The 20,130-nt window shown below is 64.2% G+C and carries 22 protein-coding genes; 9 read left to right on the top strand and 13 right to left on the bottom strand.

Going from position 1 to position 20,130, the window contains the following annotated elements; translation table 11 throughout:
- Nucleotides 1-72: 72 nt before the first annotated feature.
- Entirely contained in the window at nucleotides 73-1,974 is a 1,902-nt protein-coding gene (gene cysN, locus AC4OR5_RS07180; RefSeq protein ID WP_003110029.1) for a sulfate adenylyltransferase subunit CysN, read from the bottom strand.
- Between the two features lie 11 nt (nucleotides 1,975-1,985).
- Complete coding sequence (cysD, locus tag AC4OR5_RS07175) at nucleotides 1,986-2,903, bottom strand: sulfate adenylyltransferase subunit CysD (RefSeq protein ID WP_003094311.1); 918 nt, start codon at nucleotides 2,901-2,903, stop codon at nucleotides 1,986-1,988.
- A 344-nt stretch (nucleotides 2,904-3,247) separates the two neighbouring features.
- On the opposite strand from cysD, the gene mltB reads away from it, so the two are divergent.
- Nucleotides 3,248-4,351, top strand: coding sequence for a lytic murein transglycosylase B (gene mltB, locus AC4OR5_RS07170; RefSeq protein WP_058161107.1), 1,104 nt, complete (start codon nucleotides 3,248-3,250; stop codon nucleotides 4,349-4,351).
- Here mltB and AC4OR5_RS07165 read toward each other — a convergent pair.
- Nucleotides 4,338-5,096 carry a Nif3-like dinuclear metal center hexameric protein gene (locus AC4OR5_RS07165; RefSeq protein ID WP_003094318.1) on the bottom strand — a complete coding sequence of 253 codons (759 nt, stop codon included), beginning with the start codon at nucleotides 5,094-5,096 and terminating at the stop codon, nucleotides 4,338-4,340. The genes mltB and AC4OR5_RS07165 overlap by 14 nt on opposite strands.
- A gap of 116 nt (nucleotides 5,097-5,212) precedes the next feature.
- Between AC4OR5_RS07165 and algW the strand changes: the two genes are divergently transcribed.
- Nucleotides 5,213-6,382 (top strand): Do family serine endopeptidase AlgW, encoded by a 1,170-nt coding sequence (algW, locus tag AC4OR5_RS07160; protein ID WP_003094320.1) that lies wholly within the window; start codon nucleotides 5,213-5,215, stop codon nucleotides 6,380-6,382.
- Nucleotides 6,383-6,424: 42 nt separating this feature from the next.
- On the opposite strand, the gene hisC is transcribed toward algW, so the two are convergent.
- From hisC to AC4OR5_RS07110, 10 genes are all read right to left on the bottom strand, one after another.
- Nucleotides 6,425-7,480, bottom strand: coding sequence for a histidinol-phosphate transaminase (gene hisC / locus AC4OR5_RS07155; RefSeq protein ID WP_003098833.1), 1,056 nt, complete (start codon nucleotides 7,478-7,480; stop codon nucleotides 6,425-6,427).
- A 2-nt stretch (nucleotides 7,481-7,482) separates the two neighbouring features.
- The gene (gene hisD, locus AC4OR5_RS07150; protein WP_003094326.1) at nucleotides 7,483-8,805 is read right to left on the bottom strand and encodes a histidinol dehydrogenase; all 1,323 of its coding nucleotides are present in this window, start codon (nucleotides 8,803-8,805) and stop codon (nucleotides 7,483-7,485) included.
- A 125-nt stretch (nucleotides 8,806-8,930) separates the two neighbouring features.
- Nucleotides 8,931-9,566: an ATP phosphoribosyltransferase gene (gene hisG, locus AC4OR5_RS07145; RefSeq protein WP_003098837.1), complete on the bottom strand. Its 636-nt coding sequence runs from the start codon at nucleotides 9,564-9,566 to the stop codon at nucleotides 8,931-8,933.
- A gap of 17 nt (nucleotides 9,567-9,583) precedes the next feature.
- Nucleotides 9,584-10,849: a UDP-N-acetylglucosamine 1-carboxyvinyltransferase gene (murA, locus tag AC4OR5_RS07140; RefSeq protein WP_003094332.1), complete on the bottom strand. Its 1,266-nt coding sequence runs from the start codon at nucleotides 10,847-10,849 to the stop codon at nucleotides 9,584-9,586.
- A 20-nt stretch (nucleotides 10,850-10,869) separates the two neighbouring features.
- Nucleotides 10,870-11,109, bottom strand: coding sequence for a BolA family protein (locus AC4OR5_RS07135; RefSeq protein WP_003094334.1), 240 nt, complete (start codon nucleotides 11,107-11,109; stop codon nucleotides 10,870-10,872).
- A 116-nt stretch (nucleotides 11,110-11,225) separates the two neighbouring features.
- Nucleotides 11,226-11,534, bottom strand: coding sequence for an STAS domain-containing protein (locus AC4OR5_RS07130; protein WP_003094335.1), 309 nt, complete (start codon nucleotides 11,532-11,534; stop codon nucleotides 11,226-11,228).
- A complete protein-coding gene (locus AC4OR5_RS07125) occupies nucleotides 11,531-12,178 on the bottom strand; it encodes an MlaC/ttg2D family ABC transporter substrate-binding protein (RefSeq protein WP_003094337.1) in 648 nt (215 codons plus the stop codon). The genes AC4OR5_RS07130 and AC4OR5_RS07125 overlap by 4 nt, the downstream gene beginning before the upstream one ends.
- Before the next feature lie 11 nt (nucleotides 12,179-12,189).
- On the bottom strand, nucleotides 12,190-12,663 hold the full coding sequence (gene mlaD / locus AC4OR5_RS07120) for an outer membrane lipid asymmetry maintenance protein MlaD (protein WP_003094339.1): 474 nt from the start codon (nucleotides 12,661-12,663) through the stop codon (nucleotides 12,190-12,192).
- Nucleotides 12,664-13,461, bottom strand: coding sequence for a lipid asymmetry maintenance ABC transporter permease subunit MlaE (gene mlaE / locus AC4OR5_RS07115; RefSeq protein ID WP_003094341.1), 798 nt, complete (start codon nucleotides 13,459-13,461; stop codon nucleotides 12,664-12,666). It lies immediately after the preceding gene.
- On the bottom strand, nucleotides 13,461-14,270 hold the full coding sequence (locus AC4OR5_RS07110) for an ATP-binding cassette domain-containing protein (RefSeq protein ID WP_003094343.1): 810 nt from the start codon (nucleotides 14,268-14,270) through the stop codon (nucleotides 13,461-13,463). Before AC4OR5_RS07110 ends, mlaE begins: the two co-directional genes overlap by 1 nt.
- A gap of 413 nt (nucleotides 14,271-14,683) precedes the next feature.
- Here AC4OR5_RS07110 and kdsD point away from each other — a divergent pair, with 413 nt between their 5' ends.
- From kdsD to hpf, 7 genes are all read left to right on the top strand, one after another.
- Entirely contained in the window at nucleotides 14,684-15,664 is a 981-nt protein-coding gene (gene kdsD / locus AC4OR5_RS07105; RefSeq protein WP_003094347.1) for an arabinose-5-phosphate isomerase KdsD, read from the top strand.
- A complete protein-coding gene (locus AC4OR5_RS07100) occupies nucleotides 15,664-16,203 on the top strand; it encodes a KdsC family phosphatase (RefSeq protein WP_003094350.1) in 540 nt (179 codons plus the stop codon). Before kdsD ends, AC4OR5_RS07100 begins: the two co-directional genes overlap by 1 nt.
- Nucleotides 16,204-16,211: 8 nt before the next feature.
- Nucleotides 16,212-16,784: an LPS export ABC transporter periplasmic protein LptC gene (lptC, locus tag AC4OR5_RS07095; protein WP_003094353.1), complete on the top strand. Its 573-nt coding sequence runs from the start codon at nucleotides 16,212-16,214 to the stop codon at nucleotides 16,782-16,784.
- Complete coding sequence (gene lptA, locus AC4OR5_RS07090; protein ID WP_003120916.1) at nucleotides 16,771-17,298, top strand: lipopolysaccharide transport periplasmic protein LptA; 528 nt, start codon at nucleotides 16,771-16,773, stop codon at nucleotides 17,296-17,298. The genes lptC and lptA overlap by 14 nt, the downstream gene beginning before the upstream one ends.
- The gene (gene lptB, locus AC4OR5_RS07085; protein ID WP_003094355.1) at nucleotides 17,298-18,023 is read left to right on the top strand and encodes an LPS export ABC transporter ATP-binding protein; all 726 of its coding nucleotides are present in this window, start codon (nucleotides 17,298-17,300) and stop codon (nucleotides 18,021-18,023) included. Before lptA ends, lptB begins: the two co-directional genes overlap by 1 nt.
- A gap of 225 nt (nucleotides 18,024-18,248) precedes the next feature.
- Nucleotides 18,249-19,742 (top strand): RNA polymerase factor sigma-54, encoded by a 1,494-nt coding sequence (locus AC4OR5_RS07080; protein ID WP_023130255.1) that lies wholly within the window; start codon nucleotides 18,249-18,251, stop codon nucleotides 19,740-19,742.
- A 77-nt stretch (nucleotides 19,743-19,819) separates the two neighbouring features.
- Nucleotides 19,820-20,128, top strand: coding sequence for a ribosome hibernation-promoting factor, HPF/YfiA family (gene hpf / locus AC4OR5_RS07075; protein ID WP_003094359.1), 309 nt, complete (start codon nucleotides 19,820-19,822; stop codon nucleotides 20,126-20,128).
- The last annotated feature ends 2 nt before the right edge of the window (nucleotides 20,129-20,130 follow it).

The raw sequence follows: 20,130 nt of genomic DNA, 5'->3' as shown, positions 1-20,130 counted from the left end.
GCGCTGCGCGAACCTGCCGACGCCCATGAAAAAGCCCCGCATCAGCGGGGCTTTTTCATGGCTGCGAGACGATCAGATCGCCTGGCGTTCGCGCAACAGGTCGAGCACCTGCTTCACGCCGTCCTCGACGCTCAGCGCCTGGGTATCGATCACCAGGTCGGCATCCAGCGGCACGTCATAGGGGAAGGACTCGCCGGGGATATTGTCCTCGCCCGCCGCATACAGCCCCTGGGGATCGCGCTCGCGGCAGACCTGCGGCGACGCCTGCACATAGACGGTGATCAGGCGCTCGGCGCCGATCAGCGCCCTGGCCTGCTCGCGCCCTTCCGCGCTCGGCGCGACGAAGGCGCAGAGGCTGATCAACCCGGCCTCGTTGAACTGCTTGGCGACATGGGCGGTACGCAGCCAGTTCTCGGTGCGCCCGGCGCGGTCCTGCGGCAACCCCTTGTTCAGGTCGTGGCGCAGGTTCTGCCCGTCCAGCACGTAGACCGCGCGGCCCATATCGAACAGCTTGCGCTCCACGGCGTAGGCCAGGGTGCTCTTGCCGGCGCCGGAGAGGCCGCTGAACAGTACGGTCGCCGGCTGCTGGCCGAAGCGGCCGGCACGCTCCTCGCGCGTCACATGGGCATTCGAACCGTGATGCGCGCTGCTGCCATGGGCCGCCGGCGGAGCGGAGACGATCATGCCGGCGCCAACGGTGCCGTTGGTCAGGCGATCGATGACGATGAAGGCGCCGGTGGTGCGGTTCTGCTCATAGCCATCGAGCGCGATGGGCGCGTCCAGGCTGACCTTGACCCTGGCGATCTCGTTCAGCTTCAGCTCGCTGCCCGGGGTCCGCTCCAGGGTATTCACGTCCACCTTGTGGACGATGCTCGGAATCGAACCCGGCACATAGCTGGTAGCGCGCTTGATATCGTACTTCTTGCCCGGAAGCATCGGCTCCTCGGCCATCCACACCAGCATGGCATCGAAGCCGTCGGTGACCAGCGGGCGATTGTCGGCATGCACCAGCATGTCGCCGCGGGAAACGTCGATCTCGTCTTCCAGGGTCAGGGTGACGGCCTGGCCGGGACCGGCCTGCTCCAGTTCGCCCTCGAAGGTGACGATGGATTTCACCTTGCTGCCCTTGCCCGACGGCAACGCCACCACTTCGTCGCCCTTGCGCACTACGCCGCTGGCCAGGGTGCCGGCGAAACCACGGAAGTTCAGGTTCGGCCGGTTCACGTACTGCACCGGGAAGCGCATGTCATCGAGGTTGCGGTCGGCGGCGATCTCGACGGTTTCGAGGATTTCCATCAGCGACTGGCCGGCGTACCAGGGCGAACGCTCGGACTTGTTGACCACGTTGTCGCCCTTGAGCGCCGACATCGGCACGAAGTGCAGCGAACTGGTCTTCAGACCGATCTTCTCGGCAAAGGCCAGGTAGTCGGCCTTGATCTGTTCGAAGACACCCTGGTCGAAGTCCTTCAGGTCCATCTTGTTGATGGCGACCACGATATGCCGGATGCCCAGCAGGGACGCGATAAAACTGTGCCGGCGGGTCTGGGTCTGCACGCCGTAGCGGGCATCGATCAGGATGATCGCCAGGTCGCAGGTCGAGGCACCGGTGGCCATGTTGCGGGTGTACTGCTCATGACCGGGCGTGTCGGCGATGATGAACTTGCGCTTGGCGGTGCTGAAGTAGCGGTACGCCACGTCGATGGTGATGCCCTGCTCACGCTCGGCCTGCAGGCCGTCGACCAGCAGCGCCAGGTCGACGTCGTCGCCCGTGGTGCCGACTTTCTTCGAGTCGCGGGTGATGGCCTCGAGGTGATCCTCGTAGATCATCTTGGAGTCATGCAGCAGGCGCCCGATCAGGGTGCTCTTGCCGTCATCGACGTTGCCGCAGGTAAGGAAGCGCAGCAGTTCCTTGCGTTCGTGCTGCCCCAGGTAGGCGAGGATGTCCTCGCTGATCAGATCGGATTGATGAGACATGCTGCGTACCCTCAGAAATAGCCCTGACGTTTCTTTTCTTCCATCGAACCGGCCTGGTCATGGTCGATGACCCGGCCCTGGCGTTCGGAAGTACGCGTCAGGAGCATTTCCTGGATGATTTCCGGCAGCGTGGTGGCGCTGGACTCGACCGCGCCGGTGAGCGGGTAGCAGCCGAGGGTACGGAAGCGCACCATGCGCTTCTCGATGCGGGCTTTCTCTTCGTCAGAGAGATGCTCGAGGATGCGCTCGTCGTCGATCATGATCAGCGTGCCGTTCTTCTCGATAACCTCGCGCTCGGCGGCGAAGTACAGCGGGACGATCGGGATGCCTTCCAGGTAGATGTATTGCCAGATGTCCAGCTCGGTCCAGTTGGACAGCGGGAAGACGCGGATCGACTCGCCCTTCTTCACCTTGCCGTTGTAGATGTTCCACAGCTCGGGACGCTGGTTCTTCGGGTCCCAGCGGTGCTTGCTGTCGCGGAACGAATAGACCCGTTCCTTGGCCCGCGACTTCTCCTCGTCGCGGCGCGCACCGCCGAAGGCAGCGTCGAAACCGTACTTGTCCAGGGCCTGCTTGAGTCCCTCGGTCTTCATCACGTCGGTGTGCTTGGCGCTGCCGTGGGTGAACGGGTTGATGCCCTGGGCGACGCCGTCCGGGTTGACGTGGGTGATCAGGTCCAGGCCCATTTCCTCGACCATCCGATCACGGAACCTGTACATCTCCTGGAATTTCCAGCGGGTGTCCACGTGCATCACCGGGAAGGGCAGCTTGCCGGGGAAGAAGGCCTTGCGGGCCAGGTGCAGCATGACCGCGGAATCCTTGCCGATCGAGTACAGCATCACCGGGTTATCGAACTCGGCGGCCACCTCGCGGATGATGTGGATGCTTTCCGCCTCCAGCTGTTTCAGGTGCGTCAGTTTGTCGACCATGGCTACTCACGGAATTGCTTATGGACGGCCGTCGGGCCGTAGACGAACGCGCACTCTATCACAGCGCAAGGCTCTAAAAGATTCGCCATTTATACCGAAAAAATATACCCATATAGCCATCAGCGCTCAGCCTCGCAGCCGGCGAAAACACTGGCGTCGAGAGGTTTTCCAGGGGCGTTTCGCAGACCGGGCGGACAAAGCTGAGACGGCATCGTCCCGGACCGGACAAAGCCGTCGCCGCGACAGTGAGCAGACGGTCCGCCCCCCTTTCGGCGGCTCGACTTGTACGCCAGCGGCACTGCGCTAGCATAGCGGGCATCGTCATTCCGCCAAGAAGACCCCAGATGCGCCGTACCGCCCTCGCCCTGCCCCTGTTCCTTCTGGTCTCAGCATGCAGCAGCGAACCGACGCCACCACCGAAACCCGCCGCCAAACCCCAGGCCCGCACCGTCATTTCCCCCCGCCCCGTACGCCAGTCGGTGCAACCGATACTGCCGCTGCGCGGCGATTACGCGAACAATCCGGCGGCACAGCGCTTCATCGACAGGATGGTCAGCCAGCACGGCTTCAACCGCCAGCAACTGCACGACCTGTTCGCCCAGACCCAGCGCCTGGACTGGGTGATCCGCCTGATGGACCGGCAAGCCCCGACCTATACCCCACCCAGCGGACCGAACGGCGCCTGGCTGCGCTACCGGAAGAAGTTCGTCACGCCAGGCAACGTACAGAACGGCGTGCTGTTCTGGGACCAATACGAAACCGACCTGCAACGGGCATCGCGCGTCTACGGCGTGCCGCCGGAGATCATCGTCGGCATCATCGGCGTGGAAACCCGCTGGGGGCGGGTGATGGGCAAGACGCGGATCATCGATGCGCTGTCCACCCTGTCCTTCTCCTACCCTCGCCGCGCGGAGTTCTTCAGCGGCGAGCTGGAACAATTCCTCCTCCAGGCGCGCAAGGAAGGCACCGACCCGCTGGCCCTGCGCGGTTCCTATGCCGGCGCCATGGGCTACGGCCAGTTCATGCCGTCTTCATTCACCAAGTACGCAGTGGACTTCGACGGCGATGGGCATATCGACCTGTGGAATCCGCGTGACGCGATCGGCAGCGTCGCCAACTATTTCAAGCAGCACGGCTGGATCAACGGCGATCGCGTGGCGGTTCCCGCCAGCGGCCGGGCGCCCTCGCTGGAGGATGGCTTCAAGACGCTGTACCCGCTGGACGTGCTCGCTTCCGCCGGACTACGCCCGCAGGGTCCGCTCGGCGGGCACCGGCAAGCCAGCCTGCTGCGCCTGGACATGGGCAGGAACTACCAGTACTGGTACGGCTTGCCGAACTTCTACGTGATCACCCGCTACAACCACAGCACCCACTACGCGATGGCTGTCTGGGAACTGGGCAAGGAGGTCGACCGGGTGCGTCACCGCTCCGTCGTCAGGCAGGATTAGGACAGTCGATGAACAGGTGCTCGATGGCGAAGCGCTTGCCCAGGTAGTCGCCCAGCGCCTGCACCCCGTAGCGCTCGGTGGCGTGGTGTCCGGCGGCGATGAAGCTGATGCCGTTCTCCCGCGCGCTGTGCACGGTCTGCTCGGAAACCTCGCCGGTCAGGTAGGCATCGACGCCGGCGGCGATCGCCTGGTCGATATAACCCTGGGCGCCGCCGGTGCACCAGGCGATGCGTCGGATCGGCTGGCCGGCGTCGACCAGCAGCGGCTCGCGCCCCAGCGCATCGCGCACATGCCGAGCGAAATCGGCAGGCTGCATCGGCTCGGCAAGCGAACCGAGGAGGACGATGGAACGCGGGTTGCCCGGCTCCAACGGCCCTTCCACTTCGAAGCCGAGCTGCCGGGCGAGCTGCACGTTGTTGCCCACCTCCGGATGCAGATCCAGCGGCAGGTGGTAAGCGAGCAGACTGATATCGTTGTTCAGCAGGGTCTTCAGGCGCCGTTGCTTCATGCCGACCACGCAGGGATTCTCACCCTTCCAGAAGTAGCCGTGATGCACCAGCACCACGTCGGCGTCGGCCTCCACGGCGGCATCCAGCAGCGCCTGGCTGGCAGTGACCCCGCTGACGATCCGCCGCACCTGCGGCCGGCCCTCGACCTGCAGGCCGTTCGGGCAGTAGTCCTGGATGCGCGCGGCATCCAGATAACGGTCGGCCTCTTCGACCAGGGTGCTCAGGGCGATAGCCATGCAAATTCCTCTTCATTCAGGCAGGGCGCGCCGCTCCTCTAATGGACGGCTTCCCCCTATAATGGGCGCCACCTTATCGGCCGCTTTTCGGCCTCGCAACCCCAAGGATTGTCCCGATGCCCAAGGCCCTGCGTTTCCTCGGCTGGCCCGTGCTGGTCGGCGTGCTGCTGGCCCTGCTGATCATCCAGCGCAACCCCGAGCTGGTCGGCCTGCCACGCCAGGAGGTGCACGTCGAGCAGGCGCCTCTGCTCAGCCGTCTGCAGGAAGGCCCGGTGTCCTATGCCAATGCGGTGAGCCGGGCGGCTCCGGCAGTGGCCAACCTGTACACCACCAAGATGGTCAGCAAGCCCTCCCACCCATTGTTCGACGACCCGATGTTCCGCCGCTTCTTCGGCGACAACCTGCCGCAACAGAAGCGCATGGAATCGAGCCTCGGCTCGGCGGTGATCATGAGCGCGGAAGGCTACCTGCTGACTAACAACCACGTGACCGCTGGCGCCGACCAGATCATCGTGGCCTTGCGCGACGGCCGCGAGACCATCGCCCAGTTGGTCGGCAGCGACCCGGAAACCGACCTGGCCGTGCTGAAGATCGACCTTAAGAACCTGCCGGCGATGACCCTCGGCCGCTCCGACGGCATTCGCACCGGCGACGTCTGCCTCGCCATCGGCAACCCGTTCGGCGTCGGCCAGACCGTGACCATGGGCATCATCAGCGCCACCGGACGCAACCAGCTCGGCCTGAACACCTACGAAGACTTCATCCAGACCGACGCGGCGATCAACCCCGGTAACTCCGGCGGCGCGCTGGTGGACGCTGCCGGCAACCTGATCGGCATCAACACGGCGATCTTCTCCAAGTCCGGCGGCTCCCAGGGTATCGGCTTCGCCATCCCGACCAAGCTGGCCCTGGAGGTCATGCAGTCGATCATCGAGCACGGCCAGGTGATCCGCGGCTGGCTCGGCGTCGAGGTCAAGGCGCTGACCCCGGAACTGGCGGAGTCGCTGGGCCTCGGCGAAACCGCCGGGATCGTCGTCGCCGGCGTCTATCGCGACGGTCCGGCGGCGCGCGGCGGCCTGCTGCCGGGCGACGTGATCCTGACCATCGACAAGCAGGAAGCCAGCGACGGCCGCCGCTCGATGAACCAGGTGGCGCGCACCCGTCCGGGACAGAAGATCAGCATCGTGGTGCTGCGCAACGGACAGAAGGTCAACCTGACCGCCGAGGTCGGCCTGCGTCCGCCGCCGGCACCGGCTCCACAGCAGAAACAGAACGGCGGCGAGTGATCCCCGCCATTGAAAACGGCGCCCTCGGGCGCCGTTTTCGTATCACTTGAGGAAGTGCAGGGCGTCCAGTAGCGCCTGGTTCTGCTCCGGACTGCCGATGGTGATACGCAGGAACTGGTCGATCCGCGCCTGCTTGAAATGGCGGACGATCACTCCCTGCTCGCGCAGGGTCGAGGCAATCTGCCCGGCATCGTGCCGCGGATGACGGGCGAAGACGAAGTTGGCGGCCGACGGTAGTACCTCGAAGCCCAGCGCCTGCAAAGAGGCGCTCAACGCCTCGCGGCTATCGATCACTGCCTGGCAGGTCCGACGGAAATAGGCGTCGTCCTCGAAAGCCGCCGCCGCGCCGGCGATCGCCAGGCGATCCAGCGGGTAGGAATTGAAGCTGTTCTTGATCCGCTCCAGCGCCTCGACCAGATCGGCATGGCCGACCGCCAGGCCGACCCGCAGGCCGGCCAGGGAGCGCGACTTGGACAGCGTCTGGGTGACCAGCAGGTTCGGGTAGCGATCGACCAGGGCGATGGCGCTCTCGCCACCGAAGTCGACATAGGCCTCGTCGACCACCACCACCGAATCCGGCGACGCCTTCAGCATCGCTTCGATGGCGTCCAGCGGCAGCAGGCAGCCGGTCGGCGCGTTCGGATTGGGGAAGATGATTCCGCCGTTGGGCCGCGCGTAGTCTTCGACGCGGATGCGGAACCTTTCATCCAACGCGATCTTCTCGTGCGCGATCCCGTACAGGCCGCAATAGACCGGGTAGAAGCTGTAGGTCACGTCCGGGAACAGCAGCGGCAGGTCGTGTTGGAACAGGCCATGGAAAATGTGCGCGAGCACCTCGTCGGAGCCGTTGCCGACGAACACCTGGTTGGCCTGTACGCCGTAGTGCGCGGCGACCGCCTGCTTCAACCGCTCGCCGTTGGGATCGGGATACAGGCGCAGGTCATCGTTGAGTTCCGCCTGCATCGCGGCGAGCGCCTGTGGCGACGGACCGTAGGGATTCTCGTTGGTGTTCAGCTTGACCAGCCGCGACAGCTTCGGCTGCTCGCCCGGCACATAAGGCACCAGGTCCTTGACGAAGGGACTCCAGAATTTGCTCATGCTCAGGCCTCCTTCTCGTCGAGGATGCGGTATTCGGCGCTGCGCGCGTGGGCGGTCAACGACTCGCCGCGAGCCAGCACCGAGGCGGTGCGACCGAGGACCGAAGCGCCCTCGGCCGAGCAGTTGATGATCGACGAACGCTTCTGGAAGTCATATACCCCCAGCGGCGAAGAGAAACGCGCGGTACCGGAGGTCGGCAGCACGTGGTTCGGGCCGGCGCAGTAGTCGCCCAGGGCCTCGGCAGTGTAGCGGCCCATGAAGATCGCGCCGGCATGGCGGATCTCCGGCAGCCAGCTTTCCGGATCGGCCACCGACAGCTCCAGGTGTTCCGGGGCGATGCGGTTGGCCACCGCACAGGCCTGGGCCTGGTCGGCGACCTGGATCAGCGCGCCCCGCCCCTCCAGGGAGGTGCGGATGATCTCGGCGCGCTCCATGGTCGGCAGCAGGCGAGCGATGCTGTCCGCGACGCGGTCCAGGAACGCCGCGTCCGGACTGACCAGGATCGACTGGGCGTCTTCGTCGTGTTCGGCCTGGGAGAACAGGTCCATGGCGATCCAGTCGGGATCGGTCTGGCCATCGCAGACCACGAGGATTTCCGAGGGACCGGCGATCATGTCGATGCCGACCTGGCCGAACACGTGACGCTTGGCGGTGGCCACGTAGATGTTGCCGGGGCCGACGATCTTGTCCACCCGCGGCACGCTTTCGGTGCCGTAGGCCAACGCGGCCACGGCCTGTGCCCCGCCGATGGTGAAGACACGGTCGACACCGGCGATGCAGGCGGCGGCGAGGACGATCTCGTTGATCTCGCCGCGCGGGGTCGGTACGACCATGACCACTTCGGACACCCCGGCGACCTTGGCCGGGATCGCGTTCATCAGCACCGAGGACGGGTAGGACGCCTTGCCGCCCGGCACATAGAGCCCGGCGCGGTCCAGCGGGGTGACCTGCTGGCCGAGCACAGTGCCGTCGGCCTCGGTGTAGCGCCAGGAACCCTGCTTCTGCTTCTCGTGGTAGCTGCGCACGCGCTCGGCGGCGACTTCCAGGGCTTCGCGCTGGGCTACGGTGATGCGGGTGAGAGCCAGCTCCAGGCGCTCGCGCGGCAGGATCAGGTCAGCCATCGAGGCGGCCTGGAGACCGTCGAAGCGCTGGGTGAACTCGACCACGGCGGCGTCGCCACGGCTGCGTACGGCGGCGATGATGTCGAGGACGCGCTGGTTGACCGAATCGTCGGAGACACTTTCCCAGCTCAGCAGATGATCCAGATGACGCCCGAAGTCCGGATCAGCGGCATTGAGTCGACGGATAGCGAAGGGAGCGGTCATAGCGAGCCTCTTTTATGGATGGCGTTGTCTCGGGCGCCGCTAGACTACCAAGCCCACCGTGCGGGCACCCGAGAAAATTTGGCTATGACACGGATAGGCAGGTGCGGCGCGGAGCCGCACGGGTATCAGTGACGGTGTCGCGCCTCGACGGCGTCGCGCAGGGTATCGATCAGCGACTGGATGCGACCGTGCTGCATCTTCATCGAGGCCTTGTTGACCACCAGGCGCGAGCTGATCGTGGCGATCAGTTCCTGGGGCTCCAGGCCGTTGGCGCGCAGGGTGTTGCCGGTATCCACGACGTCGATGATCTTGTCGGCGAGACCGACCAGGGGCGCCAGCTCCATCGAGCCGTACAGCTTGATCACGTCGACCTGGCGGCCCTGCTCGGCGTAGTAGCGCTTGGCGACATTGACGAACTTGGTGGCCACCCGCAGGCGTCCCTTGGGTTCAGGCGCGCCAATGGCGCCGGCGGTCATCAGCTTGCAGTTGGCGATACGCAGGTCCAGCGGTTCGTAGAGTCCCTGGCCGCCGTACTCCATCAGCACGTCCTTGCCGGCCACGCCGAGATCGGCGGCGCCATGCTCGACATAGGTCGGCACGTCGGTGGCGCGCACGATGAGCAGGCGCACATCGGACAGGGACGTCGGGATGATCAGCTTGCGGCTCTTGTCCGGGTTCTCCGACGGCACGATGCCCGCCGCTGCGAGCAGCGGCAGGGTATCGTCGAGAATCCGGCCCTTGGACAAGGCGATGGTCAGCATTTGCGCGACAGCCTCCGCTAGCCCGGTACGCGGCGGATCTTGGCGCCGAGCAGCTGGAGTTTCTCTTCGATGCACTCGTAGCCACGGTCGATGTGGTAGATGCGATCGATCAGGGTGTCGCCCTCGGCTACCAGGCCGGCGATCACCAGGCTCGCGGATGCGCGCAGGTCGGTCGCCATGACCGGAGCGCCCTTGAGCTTGGGTACGCCGGTGACGATGGCGGTGTTGCCTTCGACGAGGATCTGCGCACCCATGCGGTTCATTTCGTAGACATGCATGAAGCGGTTCTCGAAGACCGTCTCGATGACCGCGCCGGTGCCTTCGGCAACCGCGTTCATGGAGATGAACTGGGCCTGCATGTCGGTGGGGAACGCCGGGTACGGCGCGGTACGCACGTTGACCGCCTTCGGCCGGTTGCCCTTCATGTCCAGCTCGATCCAGTTGCTGCCGGTGCTGATGTGTGCACCGGCCTCTTCCAGCTTCTGCAGGACCGCCTCGAGGATGGTCGGGTCGGTATCCTTCAGCTTCACCCGGCCGCCGGTCGCGGCCGCGGCCACCAGGTAGGTGCCGGTCTCGATACGGTCGGGCAGTACGTCGTAGCGAGCGCCGCCGAGGCGCTTCACGCCTTCGATGACGATGGTATCGGAGCCAGCGCCCTGGACGTTGGCGCCCATGGCGTTCAGGCAGTTGGCCAGGTCGACCACCTCCGGCTCGCGAGCGGCGTTCTGCAGCACGGTGCGGCCGTTGGCCAGCGCGGCGGCCATCATCAGGTTCTCGGTGCCGGTCACGCTGACGGTATCGAAGAAGAAGTGACCGCCACGCAGGCCGCCGGCCGGCGCCTTGGCCTTGATGTAGCCGCCTTCGACCTCGATCTGCGCGCCCATGGCCTCGAGACCGCGGATATGCAGGTCGACCGGACGCGAACCGATCGCGCAACCGCCCGGCAGGGCCACTTCGGCCTCGCCGAAGCGCGCCAGCATCGGGCCCAGCACCAGGATCGAGGCACGCATGGTCTTCACCAGTTCGTACGGCGCGACCAGGGTCTTGATGCTGCTGGCATCGACTTCGACGTTGAGCTTCTCGTCGATGATCGGCTGCACGCCCATGCGGCCGAACAGTTCGATCATAGTGGTAATGTCGTGCAGGTGCGGCAGGTTGCAGACGGTGACCGGAGTATCGGCCAGCAGGGTCGCGGCCAGGATCGGCAGCGCCGAGTTCTTCGCGCCGGAAATGCGGATTTCGCCATCGAGGCGGTTACCGCCGGTAATAATCAGTTTATCCATTGCAATGATCCCCCGTGGGCTCAGGAACGCTCGGCCCAGGCGGCGCGGCTGAAGAATTTCATGGTGACGGCATGGATGCTGCCATCGGCGATCCAGGCGTTCAAATGGGCGTAGACCTGCTGCTGACGCTTGACCGGGCTCTGGCCGGCCAGTTCGTCGCTGATCAGATTCAGTTGGAAATTGCACCCTTCGCCCTCGACTTCCACCTGGGTGCCGGGGAGTTTTTCCTGGAGAAGGCTCTTAACGTCTTCGGCCTGCATGCTCAACCTCAATCGGGCGCCCTACGCGCACGGTCGGCCATCATACAAAAAAGCCCTCCGCCTGCGAACCCCAGGAAGGGACGCGCAGACGGAGGGCCACTCGTTCCGCCGGCCGGTCATTCCTGCAAAGGCAGGATCTCCAGAAGGCTGCTGACCTTGGCAATCTCCCGCATGTCGTCCGGCAACGCCCTGACGCTCAGGACCTTGCCGGCCTTGCGTGCGTCGCGCATGAAGGCCAGCAACAGGGAAATGCCCACGCTGCTGGAGCGCTCCACCGCCGAGCAGTCGACAACCAGTTCCGCCGCCTGGCTGGCGCGGATCAGCCGACCGCCCTGCTCGCGCAACGCCGGCCCGCTGCTGTAGTCGAGCACGCCGGCGAGTTGCAGTTCGCCGGCCGCGCCTTCGCGCAGGCTGGCCTGGCTCATTTCGCCCCGGCCTCTTCCGCTTTCGCGGTTTCCTTGGCCTTGGCGACCACCTCGCCCCAGCCGGCGATGGTCTTCTCGAGGTCGTTGCGGTTCTTCTGCATGGTGTCGGCGAACTGGTCGCGGAACAGCTTGCCGATGTTGATGCCGTTGATGATCACGTTGCGGACCTTCCAGCCACCGGCCAGGTTGGTCATGGTGTAGGAGACCGGATAGACCGTGCCCTTGCTGTCACGGATCTCCATGTTGACGCTGGCGCGATCGTCGCTCGGCTTGGCCGAGCTAGGCAGCACGCGGATGTCCTGGTTGTCGTATTCGAGCAGCGCGTTACCGTAGAACTGCATCAGGCTGTTCTTGAACACTTCCTCGAAGCGCTTGATCTGCTCGGGCGAGGCTTGGCGCGAGTACTTGACGGTCATCACGCTCTTGGCGATGCCCTCGGCATCGACCACCGGCCCGAGGATACGGTCGAGAGTGGCGTAGAGCTTTTGCGGATCGGCCTTGTAGGCGGCCTTGTTGGCCTTGATGTCGGAAAGCAGTTCGTCGACCGTGCCCTGCACCACCTGTTGCGGGGTCGGCGCCGCCATGGAAAGCAGCGGGAAAGCCGCCAGGAACACCAGCAGGCCGCGACGCAGAAGAGTCAGCATGGAAGAAAACCTCACTTTTTGGCTTCGTCTTTGTTAACCGAGTTCAGCAGGAACTTGCCGATCAGGTCTTCCAGCACCAGCGCCGACTGGGTGTCGTGGATGGTACTGCCGTCCTTCAGAACGTCCTCGTCGCCGCCGACGCTGATGCCGATGTATTTCTCGCCCAGCAGGCCGGCGGTCAGGATCGACGCCGTGGAGTCGACCGGCAGGTTGTTCACGTTCTGGTTGATCTCCATGGTCACGCGACCAGTGTAGCTGTCGCGATCCAGGTCGACCGCCGTCACCTTGCCGATCGTCACGCCGGCCAGGGTGACCTTGCCGCGCACGGTAACACCGGCGATGTTGTCGAAGTAGGCATAGACCTTGTAGGTGTCGCCGGCGTTGCCCACGCTCAGGCCACTGACCCGCAGGGCCAGCAGCAACAGGGCCAGCAGGCCGGCCAGGAGGAACAGGCCGACACCGATTTCCAGGGTGCGGGTTTGCATTCAGAAATCTCCAAACATCAAAGCAGTCAGAATGAAGTCGAGCCCCAGCACCGCCAGGGAGGCATAGACCACGGTCCGAGTCGTCGCCCGGCTGATTCCTTCCGAGGTCGGCTCACAGTCGTAGCCTTGGTAGACCGCGATCCAGGTCACCACGAAGGCGAATACGATACTTTTGATCACGCCGTTGAGCACATCCTCGGTGAACTGCACGCTGTTCTGCATGTTCGCCCAGAACGACCCCTCGTATACGCCCAGCCAGTCGACCGCGACCATCGCCCCGCCCCAGATGCCGACCACGCTGAAGATCGCGGCGAGCAGCGGCATGGAGATGAAACCGGCCCACAGGCGCGGCGCGACGATGTACTTGAGCGGGTCGACACCGATCATTTCCAGGCTGGAAAGCTGTTCGGTGGCCTTCATGTTGCCGATTTCCGCGGTAAGCGCAGAGCCGGCACGGCCGGCGAACAGCAGGCCGGTCACCACCGGCCCCAGCTCGCGCAGCAGGGTCAGGGCCACCATCTGCCCGACCGCCTGCTCGGAACCATAGGAAATCAGGATGTTGTAGCCCTGCAGGGCCAGCACCATGCCAATGAACAGGCCCGAGACGACGATGATCGCCAGCGACAGCACGCCTACCGAGTAGAGTTGCTTCACCAGCAGGTGCAAACCGGTGCCTGGCGTGCGCCGGCCGAGCAGGGCGTGGCCGAGGAACAGGGTCGAGCGGCCGAGCGCAGCGACCACGTCCAGGCCGGCGCGGCCGAACAGGCGGATACGTTCGAGGGGAGAGACTCTACGCATCAGCGCTCTCCCAGCAGGTCGGCCCGGTAGTCGCGGGCCGGATAATGGAACGGAACGGGACCATCCGGGATTCCCTTGACGAACTGGCGGATACGAGGATCGTCGGTCTCCTTGAGGACGTCCGGCGTCCCGTGGCCAAGTACCCGGCCGTCGCCGACGATATAGATGTAGTCGGCGATGCTGGCGGTCTCGGCCAGGTCATGGGAAACCACGATGCTGGTGATGCCGAGGGCATCGTTGAGCAGGCGGATCAGGCGCACCAGGACGCCCATGGCGATCGGATCCTGCCCCACGAACGGCTCGTCGTAGAGCAGGATCTGCGGGTCCAGGGCGATCGCCCGGGCCAGGGCGACGCGGCGCTTCATGCCGCCGGAAAGCTCGTCCGGCATCAGTTCCACGGCGCCGCGCAGGCCGACGGCCTGAAGCTTCATCAGGACGATGTCGCGGATCATCTCTTCCGGCAGCTGGGTATGCACGCGCAGCGGAAACGCGACGTTCTCGAAGACGTCGAGATCGGTGAACAGCGCCCCGCTCTGGAACAGCACGCCGAACTGCTTGCGCATGTCGAACAGGTCGCCGCGCGAAAGCTGCGGCAGGTTCTGCCCGTTGACCCAGACCTCCCCCTTCGAAGGACGCAACTGGGAGGCGATCAGCCGCAGCAACGTGGTCTTGCCGCAACCGGACGGGCCCATGATGCCGGTCACCTTTCCGCGCGGGATACGCACATCGATGTTGTCGAAAATCGCCCGCGATCCGCGCTTGAAGGTCAGGCCCTTCAACTCGACCGCGTAGGCACTATCGGTGCTCATCAGGACTCCTTGCGATGCGACCCGTCCATGCTGGACGCCTTGCCCCGTTGCAAAGGCACGCATCCGGGAGGGGTCGAATGGGCGCGGACTATAGCACTGCGGCGGGTTCTGGCCCAAGGCCTGGCACCGTGCCGTTCAGCTTGGATTCAGCTTGTTCGGAGCGTTCTCTCAGCCCTTTAGGACATATCGCACACTTCAGGTTCACTACGGACAGAAAAAAATCGCGTCGACGTCGAATATATCGACATTTATGCAGTCATAGCGCGGAGTGCAGATAACGGCGGCGTAACAGAGCATTGCAGTCCATACAACATTGCGCCGCGGGGGATGCGGACCGACTTCACAGCATGGCTGGTGTAAGCGGGACACGCTTTCCCGTTATAATCCCGCCTTTAATCCAGGCGCCACATTCGTTGAACATGAGCCAGAACCTCGATTTCATCCATTCCGCCCAGCGCACCATCGGCCTCGAGCGCGACGCGGTAGACAGCCTGCTGGCGCGGATTGGCGACGATTTCGTCAAGGCCTGCGAACTGCTGCTGGCCGGCAAGGGCCGGGTCGTCGTCGTCGGCATGGGCAAGTCCGGTCACATCGGCAAGAAGATCGCCGCTACCCTGGCCAGCACCGGCACCCCCTCCTTCTTCGTGCATCCGGCCGAGGCCAGCCACGGCGACATGGGCATGATCACCAAGGACGACGTGGTCCTCGCCCTGTCCAACTCCGGCTCGACTGCCGAAATCGTCACCCTGTTGCCTCTGATCAAGCGCCTGGGCATCACCCTGATCAGCATGACCGGCAACCCCGAGTCGCCCCTGGCCAAGGCTGCGGAAGTGAACCTGGACGCCAGTGTCGGCCAGGAAGCCTGTCCACTGAACCTGGCCCCGACCTCCTCCACCACCGTAACCCTGGTCCTCGGCGACGCCCTGGCGATCGCCCTGCTCGAAGCCCGCGGCTTTACCGCGGAAGACTTCGCCTTCTCGCACCCGGGCGGTGCGCTGGGCCGCCGACTGCTGCTGAAGGTGGAAGACGTCATGCACGTCGGCGAAGGGCTGCCGCAGGTGCTGCTCGGCACCTCGCTGACCGGCGCGCTGATGGAAATGACCCGCAAGGGCCTGGGCATGACCGTAGTGCTCGACGAACACGGCAAGCTTGCCGGCATTTTCACCGATGGCGACCTGCGTCGCGCCCTGGATCGGGGCATCGACGTCCGCCAGGTCACCATCGACCAGGTGATGACCGTCCACGGCAAGACCGTCCGCGCCGAGATTCTCGCCGCGGAAGCCCTGAAGATCATGGAAGACAACAAGATCGGCGCACTGGTGGTGGTCGACGCGGACGACCGTCCGGTCGGCGCCCTGAACATGCACGACCTGTTGCGCGCAGGAGTGATGTAATGAGCGATACCCATTCGGCCGCGGAACTCCCGGTTCGGGCCCGCCGGATACGCCTGGCGATCTTCGACGTCGACGGCGTGCTGACCGACGGCAAGCTGTATTTCCTCGTCGACGGCAGCGAGTTCAAGACCTTCAACACCCTGGACGGACATGGCATCAAGATGCTCATCGCCTCCGGCGTGCGCACCGCCATCATCACCGGCCGCGACACTCCGGTGGTCGAACGGCGCGCGCGCAACCTGGGCATCCAGCACCTCTATCAGGGCCGGGAAGACAAGCTCGCCGTCCTCGACGAACTTCTCGGCGAACTCGGACTAGGCTATGAGCAAGTCGCCTACCTTGGCGACGACCTGCCCGATCTGCCGGTGATCCGCCGCGTCGGCCTGGGCATGGCGGTAGCCAGTGCCGACCCGTTCGTGCGCCAGCATGCCCATGGCGTCACCGCGGCCCGCGGCGGCGAAGGCGCCGCCCGCGAGTTCTGCGAACTGATCATGCGCGCCCAGGGTACGCTCGAAGCCGCCCAGGGCGCCTATCTGTAGAGCCGACCATGCCGAAGACACTACGCCAGAAACTGCTGCTCGCCCTGATCGCCCTGTTGCTGATCGTCGCGGGCTACTACTGGAACGTCGGGCTCGAGCTGTTCAACGAACAGCCGACCCGCCCCGGCCAGGACAACACCATCGACTACTATGCCGAGAATGCCCATAGCCTCCAGTACCAGGAGGACGGCAGCCTCGACTACGAGATGACCGCAGTGAAGCTGGAGCACCAGAAAGCCACGGACATCACTTTCGTCACCACCCCCGACCTGCTGCTCTTCCGTGGCAACGTGCAACCCTGGCACATCCAGAGCGCCCGCGCCGAAGTCGGACCGAAAGGCAAGGAGGTCGAACTCATCGACGACGTGCGCGTCGCACGTACCGATGCCAAGGGCCAACCAAGCATCCTGACCACCACTCGGCTGACCGTATTCCCCGACAAGAATTATGCACAGACCGAGCAAGCCGTTAAAATCGACGCGGCCAATGGAGTGACGACGGCTGTTGGAATGAAAGCGTATCTGAAAGACAGCCGGATGCACCTGCTGTCCAACGTAAGAGGTCAGCATGAGGTTCGTTAATACCCTCCCCCTTATTTTCGGTCTGACTGCCGCCCTCGGCAGCTCCATGGCCTTGGCCCTGCCTTCGGACCGCGAACAACCGATCCGCGTCCAGGCCGACAGCGCCGAACTGGACGACAAGCAGGGCGTCGCGGTCTACCGCGGCGACGTCGTGGTGACCCAGGGCAGCACCAAGCTGACCGGCAACACCGTGACCCTGAAGCAGGACAAGAACGGCGACATCGAGGTCGTGACCTCGGTCGGCAAGCCTGCCTACTATGAGCAGAAACCCGCTCCGGACAAGGACGTGACCAAGGCCTATGGCCTGACCATCCAGTACTTCGTCACGCAGAACCGGGTCGTGCTGATCGACCAGGCCAAGGTGATCCAGGAAGGCAACACCTTCGAAGGCGAGAAGATCGTCTATGACACCCAGCGCCAGATCGTCAACGCGGGTCGTGCCACCGGCTCCCAGGTGACCAGCCCGCGCCCGCGCATCGACATGGTCATCCAGCCGAAGAAAAAGGCCCAGTAATGGCAACGCTCAAAGCCCAGCACCTGGCCAAAAGCTATAAAGGCCGGCAAGTCGTCCGCGACGTCAGCATGTCCATCGATAGCGGGCAGATCGTCGGCCTGCTCGGTCCGAACGGTGCCGGCAAGACCACCTGCTTCTACATGATCGTCGGCCTGGTCCAGGCCGACCAGGGCGTGGTCCGCATCGACGAGCAGAACGTCACCCACCTGCCGATGCACGGGCGCGCCCGGGCCGGCATCGGCTACCTGCCGCAGGAAGCCTCGATCTTCCGCAAGTTGTCGGTATCCGACAACATCATGGCGATCCTCGAGACCCGCAGCGACCTCGATCGCAACGGTCGCAAGGAAGCCCTGGAAGGCCTGCTGCAGGAATTCCACATCCACCACATCCGCGACAACCTCGGCATGAGCCTGTCCGGCGGCGAACGACGCCGGGTGGAAATCGCCCGCGCCCTGGCCAGCGCGCCGAAATTCATCCTCCTCGACGAGCCCTTCGCCGGCGTGGACCCGATCTCGGTCGGCGACATCAAGCAGATCATCCATCACCTCAAGGCGAAGGGTATCGGCATCCTCATCACCGACCACAACGTCCGCGAGACCCTGGACATCTGTGAAACGGCGTATATCGTCAATGATGGGCAGTTGATCGCGGAGGGGGATGCCGAGAGCATCCTCGCCAACGACCTGGTCAAGGAAGTCTACCTGGGGCACGAGTTCCGCCTCTGAAGAAATCTCCTAGCGCGCCCTCCGGCCTCGCCGGAGCGGTTCCGCTCGCCCGCGGTTTCGCAACCACGAGTGCCGCCTGGAGCGGATGATTTATTCAGAGCAACCCTAGGCAAAGTACGAAAATTCAGGCATATAATTTGCTTCCTGGCGGTGCCGCCACCTCGGCACCCGTAGTAGTGGATGGTGCCATCCGGTACCAGCGAATAAGGTACTAAGCCCTCAGCCATGAAACCATCGCTAGTCCTCAAGATGGGCCAGCAGCTGACGATGACGCCGCAGCTGCAACAGGCCATACGCCTCCTCCAGCTATCCACCCTGGACCTCCAGCAGGAAATCCAGGAAGCGCTGGAATCCAATCCCATGCTCGAACGCCAGGAAGACGGCGACGATTTCGACAACAGCGACCCCCTCGCCGATGGCGCCGAACAGGCGGCCAGCGCGCCCCAGGAGAGCCCTCTCCAGGAAAGCACCACGCCCAGCGTCGAAAGCCTCGACGACGACCAGTGGAGCGAACGCATACCCAGCGAGTTGCCGGTGGATACCGCCTGGGAAGACATCTACCAGACCAGCGCCAGCAGCCTGCCCAGCAATGACGATGACGAATGGGACTTCACCGCGCGCACCAGCAGCGGCGAGAGCCTGCACAGCCACCTGCTGTGGCAGGTCAACCTGGCACCGATGTCGGACACCGATCGGATGATCGCGGTGACCATCATCGATAGCATCAACAACGATGGCTACCTCGAAGAGTCCCTCGAAGAAATCCTCGCCGCCATCGATCCGGAACTGGACGTCGAGCTCGACGAAGTGGAAGTCGTGCTGCGCCGCATCCAGCAACTGGAACCCGCCGGCATCGGCGCCCGCAACCTGCGCGAGTGCCTGCTGCTGCAACTGCGCCAGTTGCCGTCCACCACGCCCTGGCTGAACGAAGCGCTGCGCCTGGTATCCGACTACCTCGACCTGCTCGGCGGCCGCGACTACAGCCAATTGATGCGGCGCATGAAGCTCAAGGAAGACGAACTGCGCCAGGTCATCGAGCTGATCCAGTGCCTGCATCCCCGGCCCGGTTCGCAGATCGAATCGAGCGAAGCCGAATACATCGTCCCCGACGTCATCGTGCGCAAGGACAACGAGCGCTGGCTGGTCGAGCTGAACCAGGAGGCGATGCCGCGCCTGCGCGTCAACGCCACCTACGCCGGCATGGTCCGCCGCGCCGATAGCAGCGCCGACAATACCTTCATGCGCAACCAGTTGCAGGAAGCCCGCTGGTTCATCAAGAGCCTGCAGAGCCGCAACGAAACGCTGATGAAGGTCGCCACCCAGATCGTCGAGCACCAGCGCGGTTTCCTCGACTACGGCGAAGAAGCCATGAAGCCGCTGGTCCTGCATGACATCGCCGAAGCGGTGGGCATGCACGAATCGACCATTTCGCGGGTCACCACGCAGAAATACATGCATACGCCGCGTGGCATTTTCGAGCTGAAATATTTCTTTTCAAGTCACGTCAGTACCGCTGAAGGCGGGGAATGCTCGTCCACCGCGATCCGCGCGATCATCAAGAAACTGGTGGCCGCGGAAAATGCGAAAAAGCCATTGAGCGACAGCAAGATCGCTGGTTTACTGGAGGCACAGGGCATTCAAGTGGCTCGCCGCACCGTCGCCAAATACCGCGAATCCCTGGGCATAGCCCCTTCGAGCGAGCGCAAGCGACTGGTGTGACGTTGATCCACGCCAAGGTGTTCCGGAGGCAGGTTGCTAACCTGCCACTTACACACGGGCAACAAGGAGAACGCGGTATGCAAGTCAACATCAGTGGCCATCAACTGGATGTGACCGACGCCCTGCGCGACTATGTCGGCGAGAAACTGAGCCGTCTGGAGCGCCATTTCGACAAGATCACCAATGTTCAGGTGATCATGGAGGTCGAGAAACTGAAGCAGAAGATCGAAGCTACCCTGCGCATCGCCGGTGGCGAGATCGTAGCCAATGCGGAACATGAGGACATGTACGCGGCCATCGACCTGCTGATCGACAAACTCGACCGTCAACTGATCAAACACAAAGAGAAGTATCTCGAACGGCAGCAAGGCGTAGGCGCCCGCTGATC

The organism is Pseudomonas sp. YA1 (genome assembly GCF_058680555.1).
Note: the sequence above shows the minus strand (reverse complement) of the source record. Positions and strands in the feature narration are given on the sequence as shown.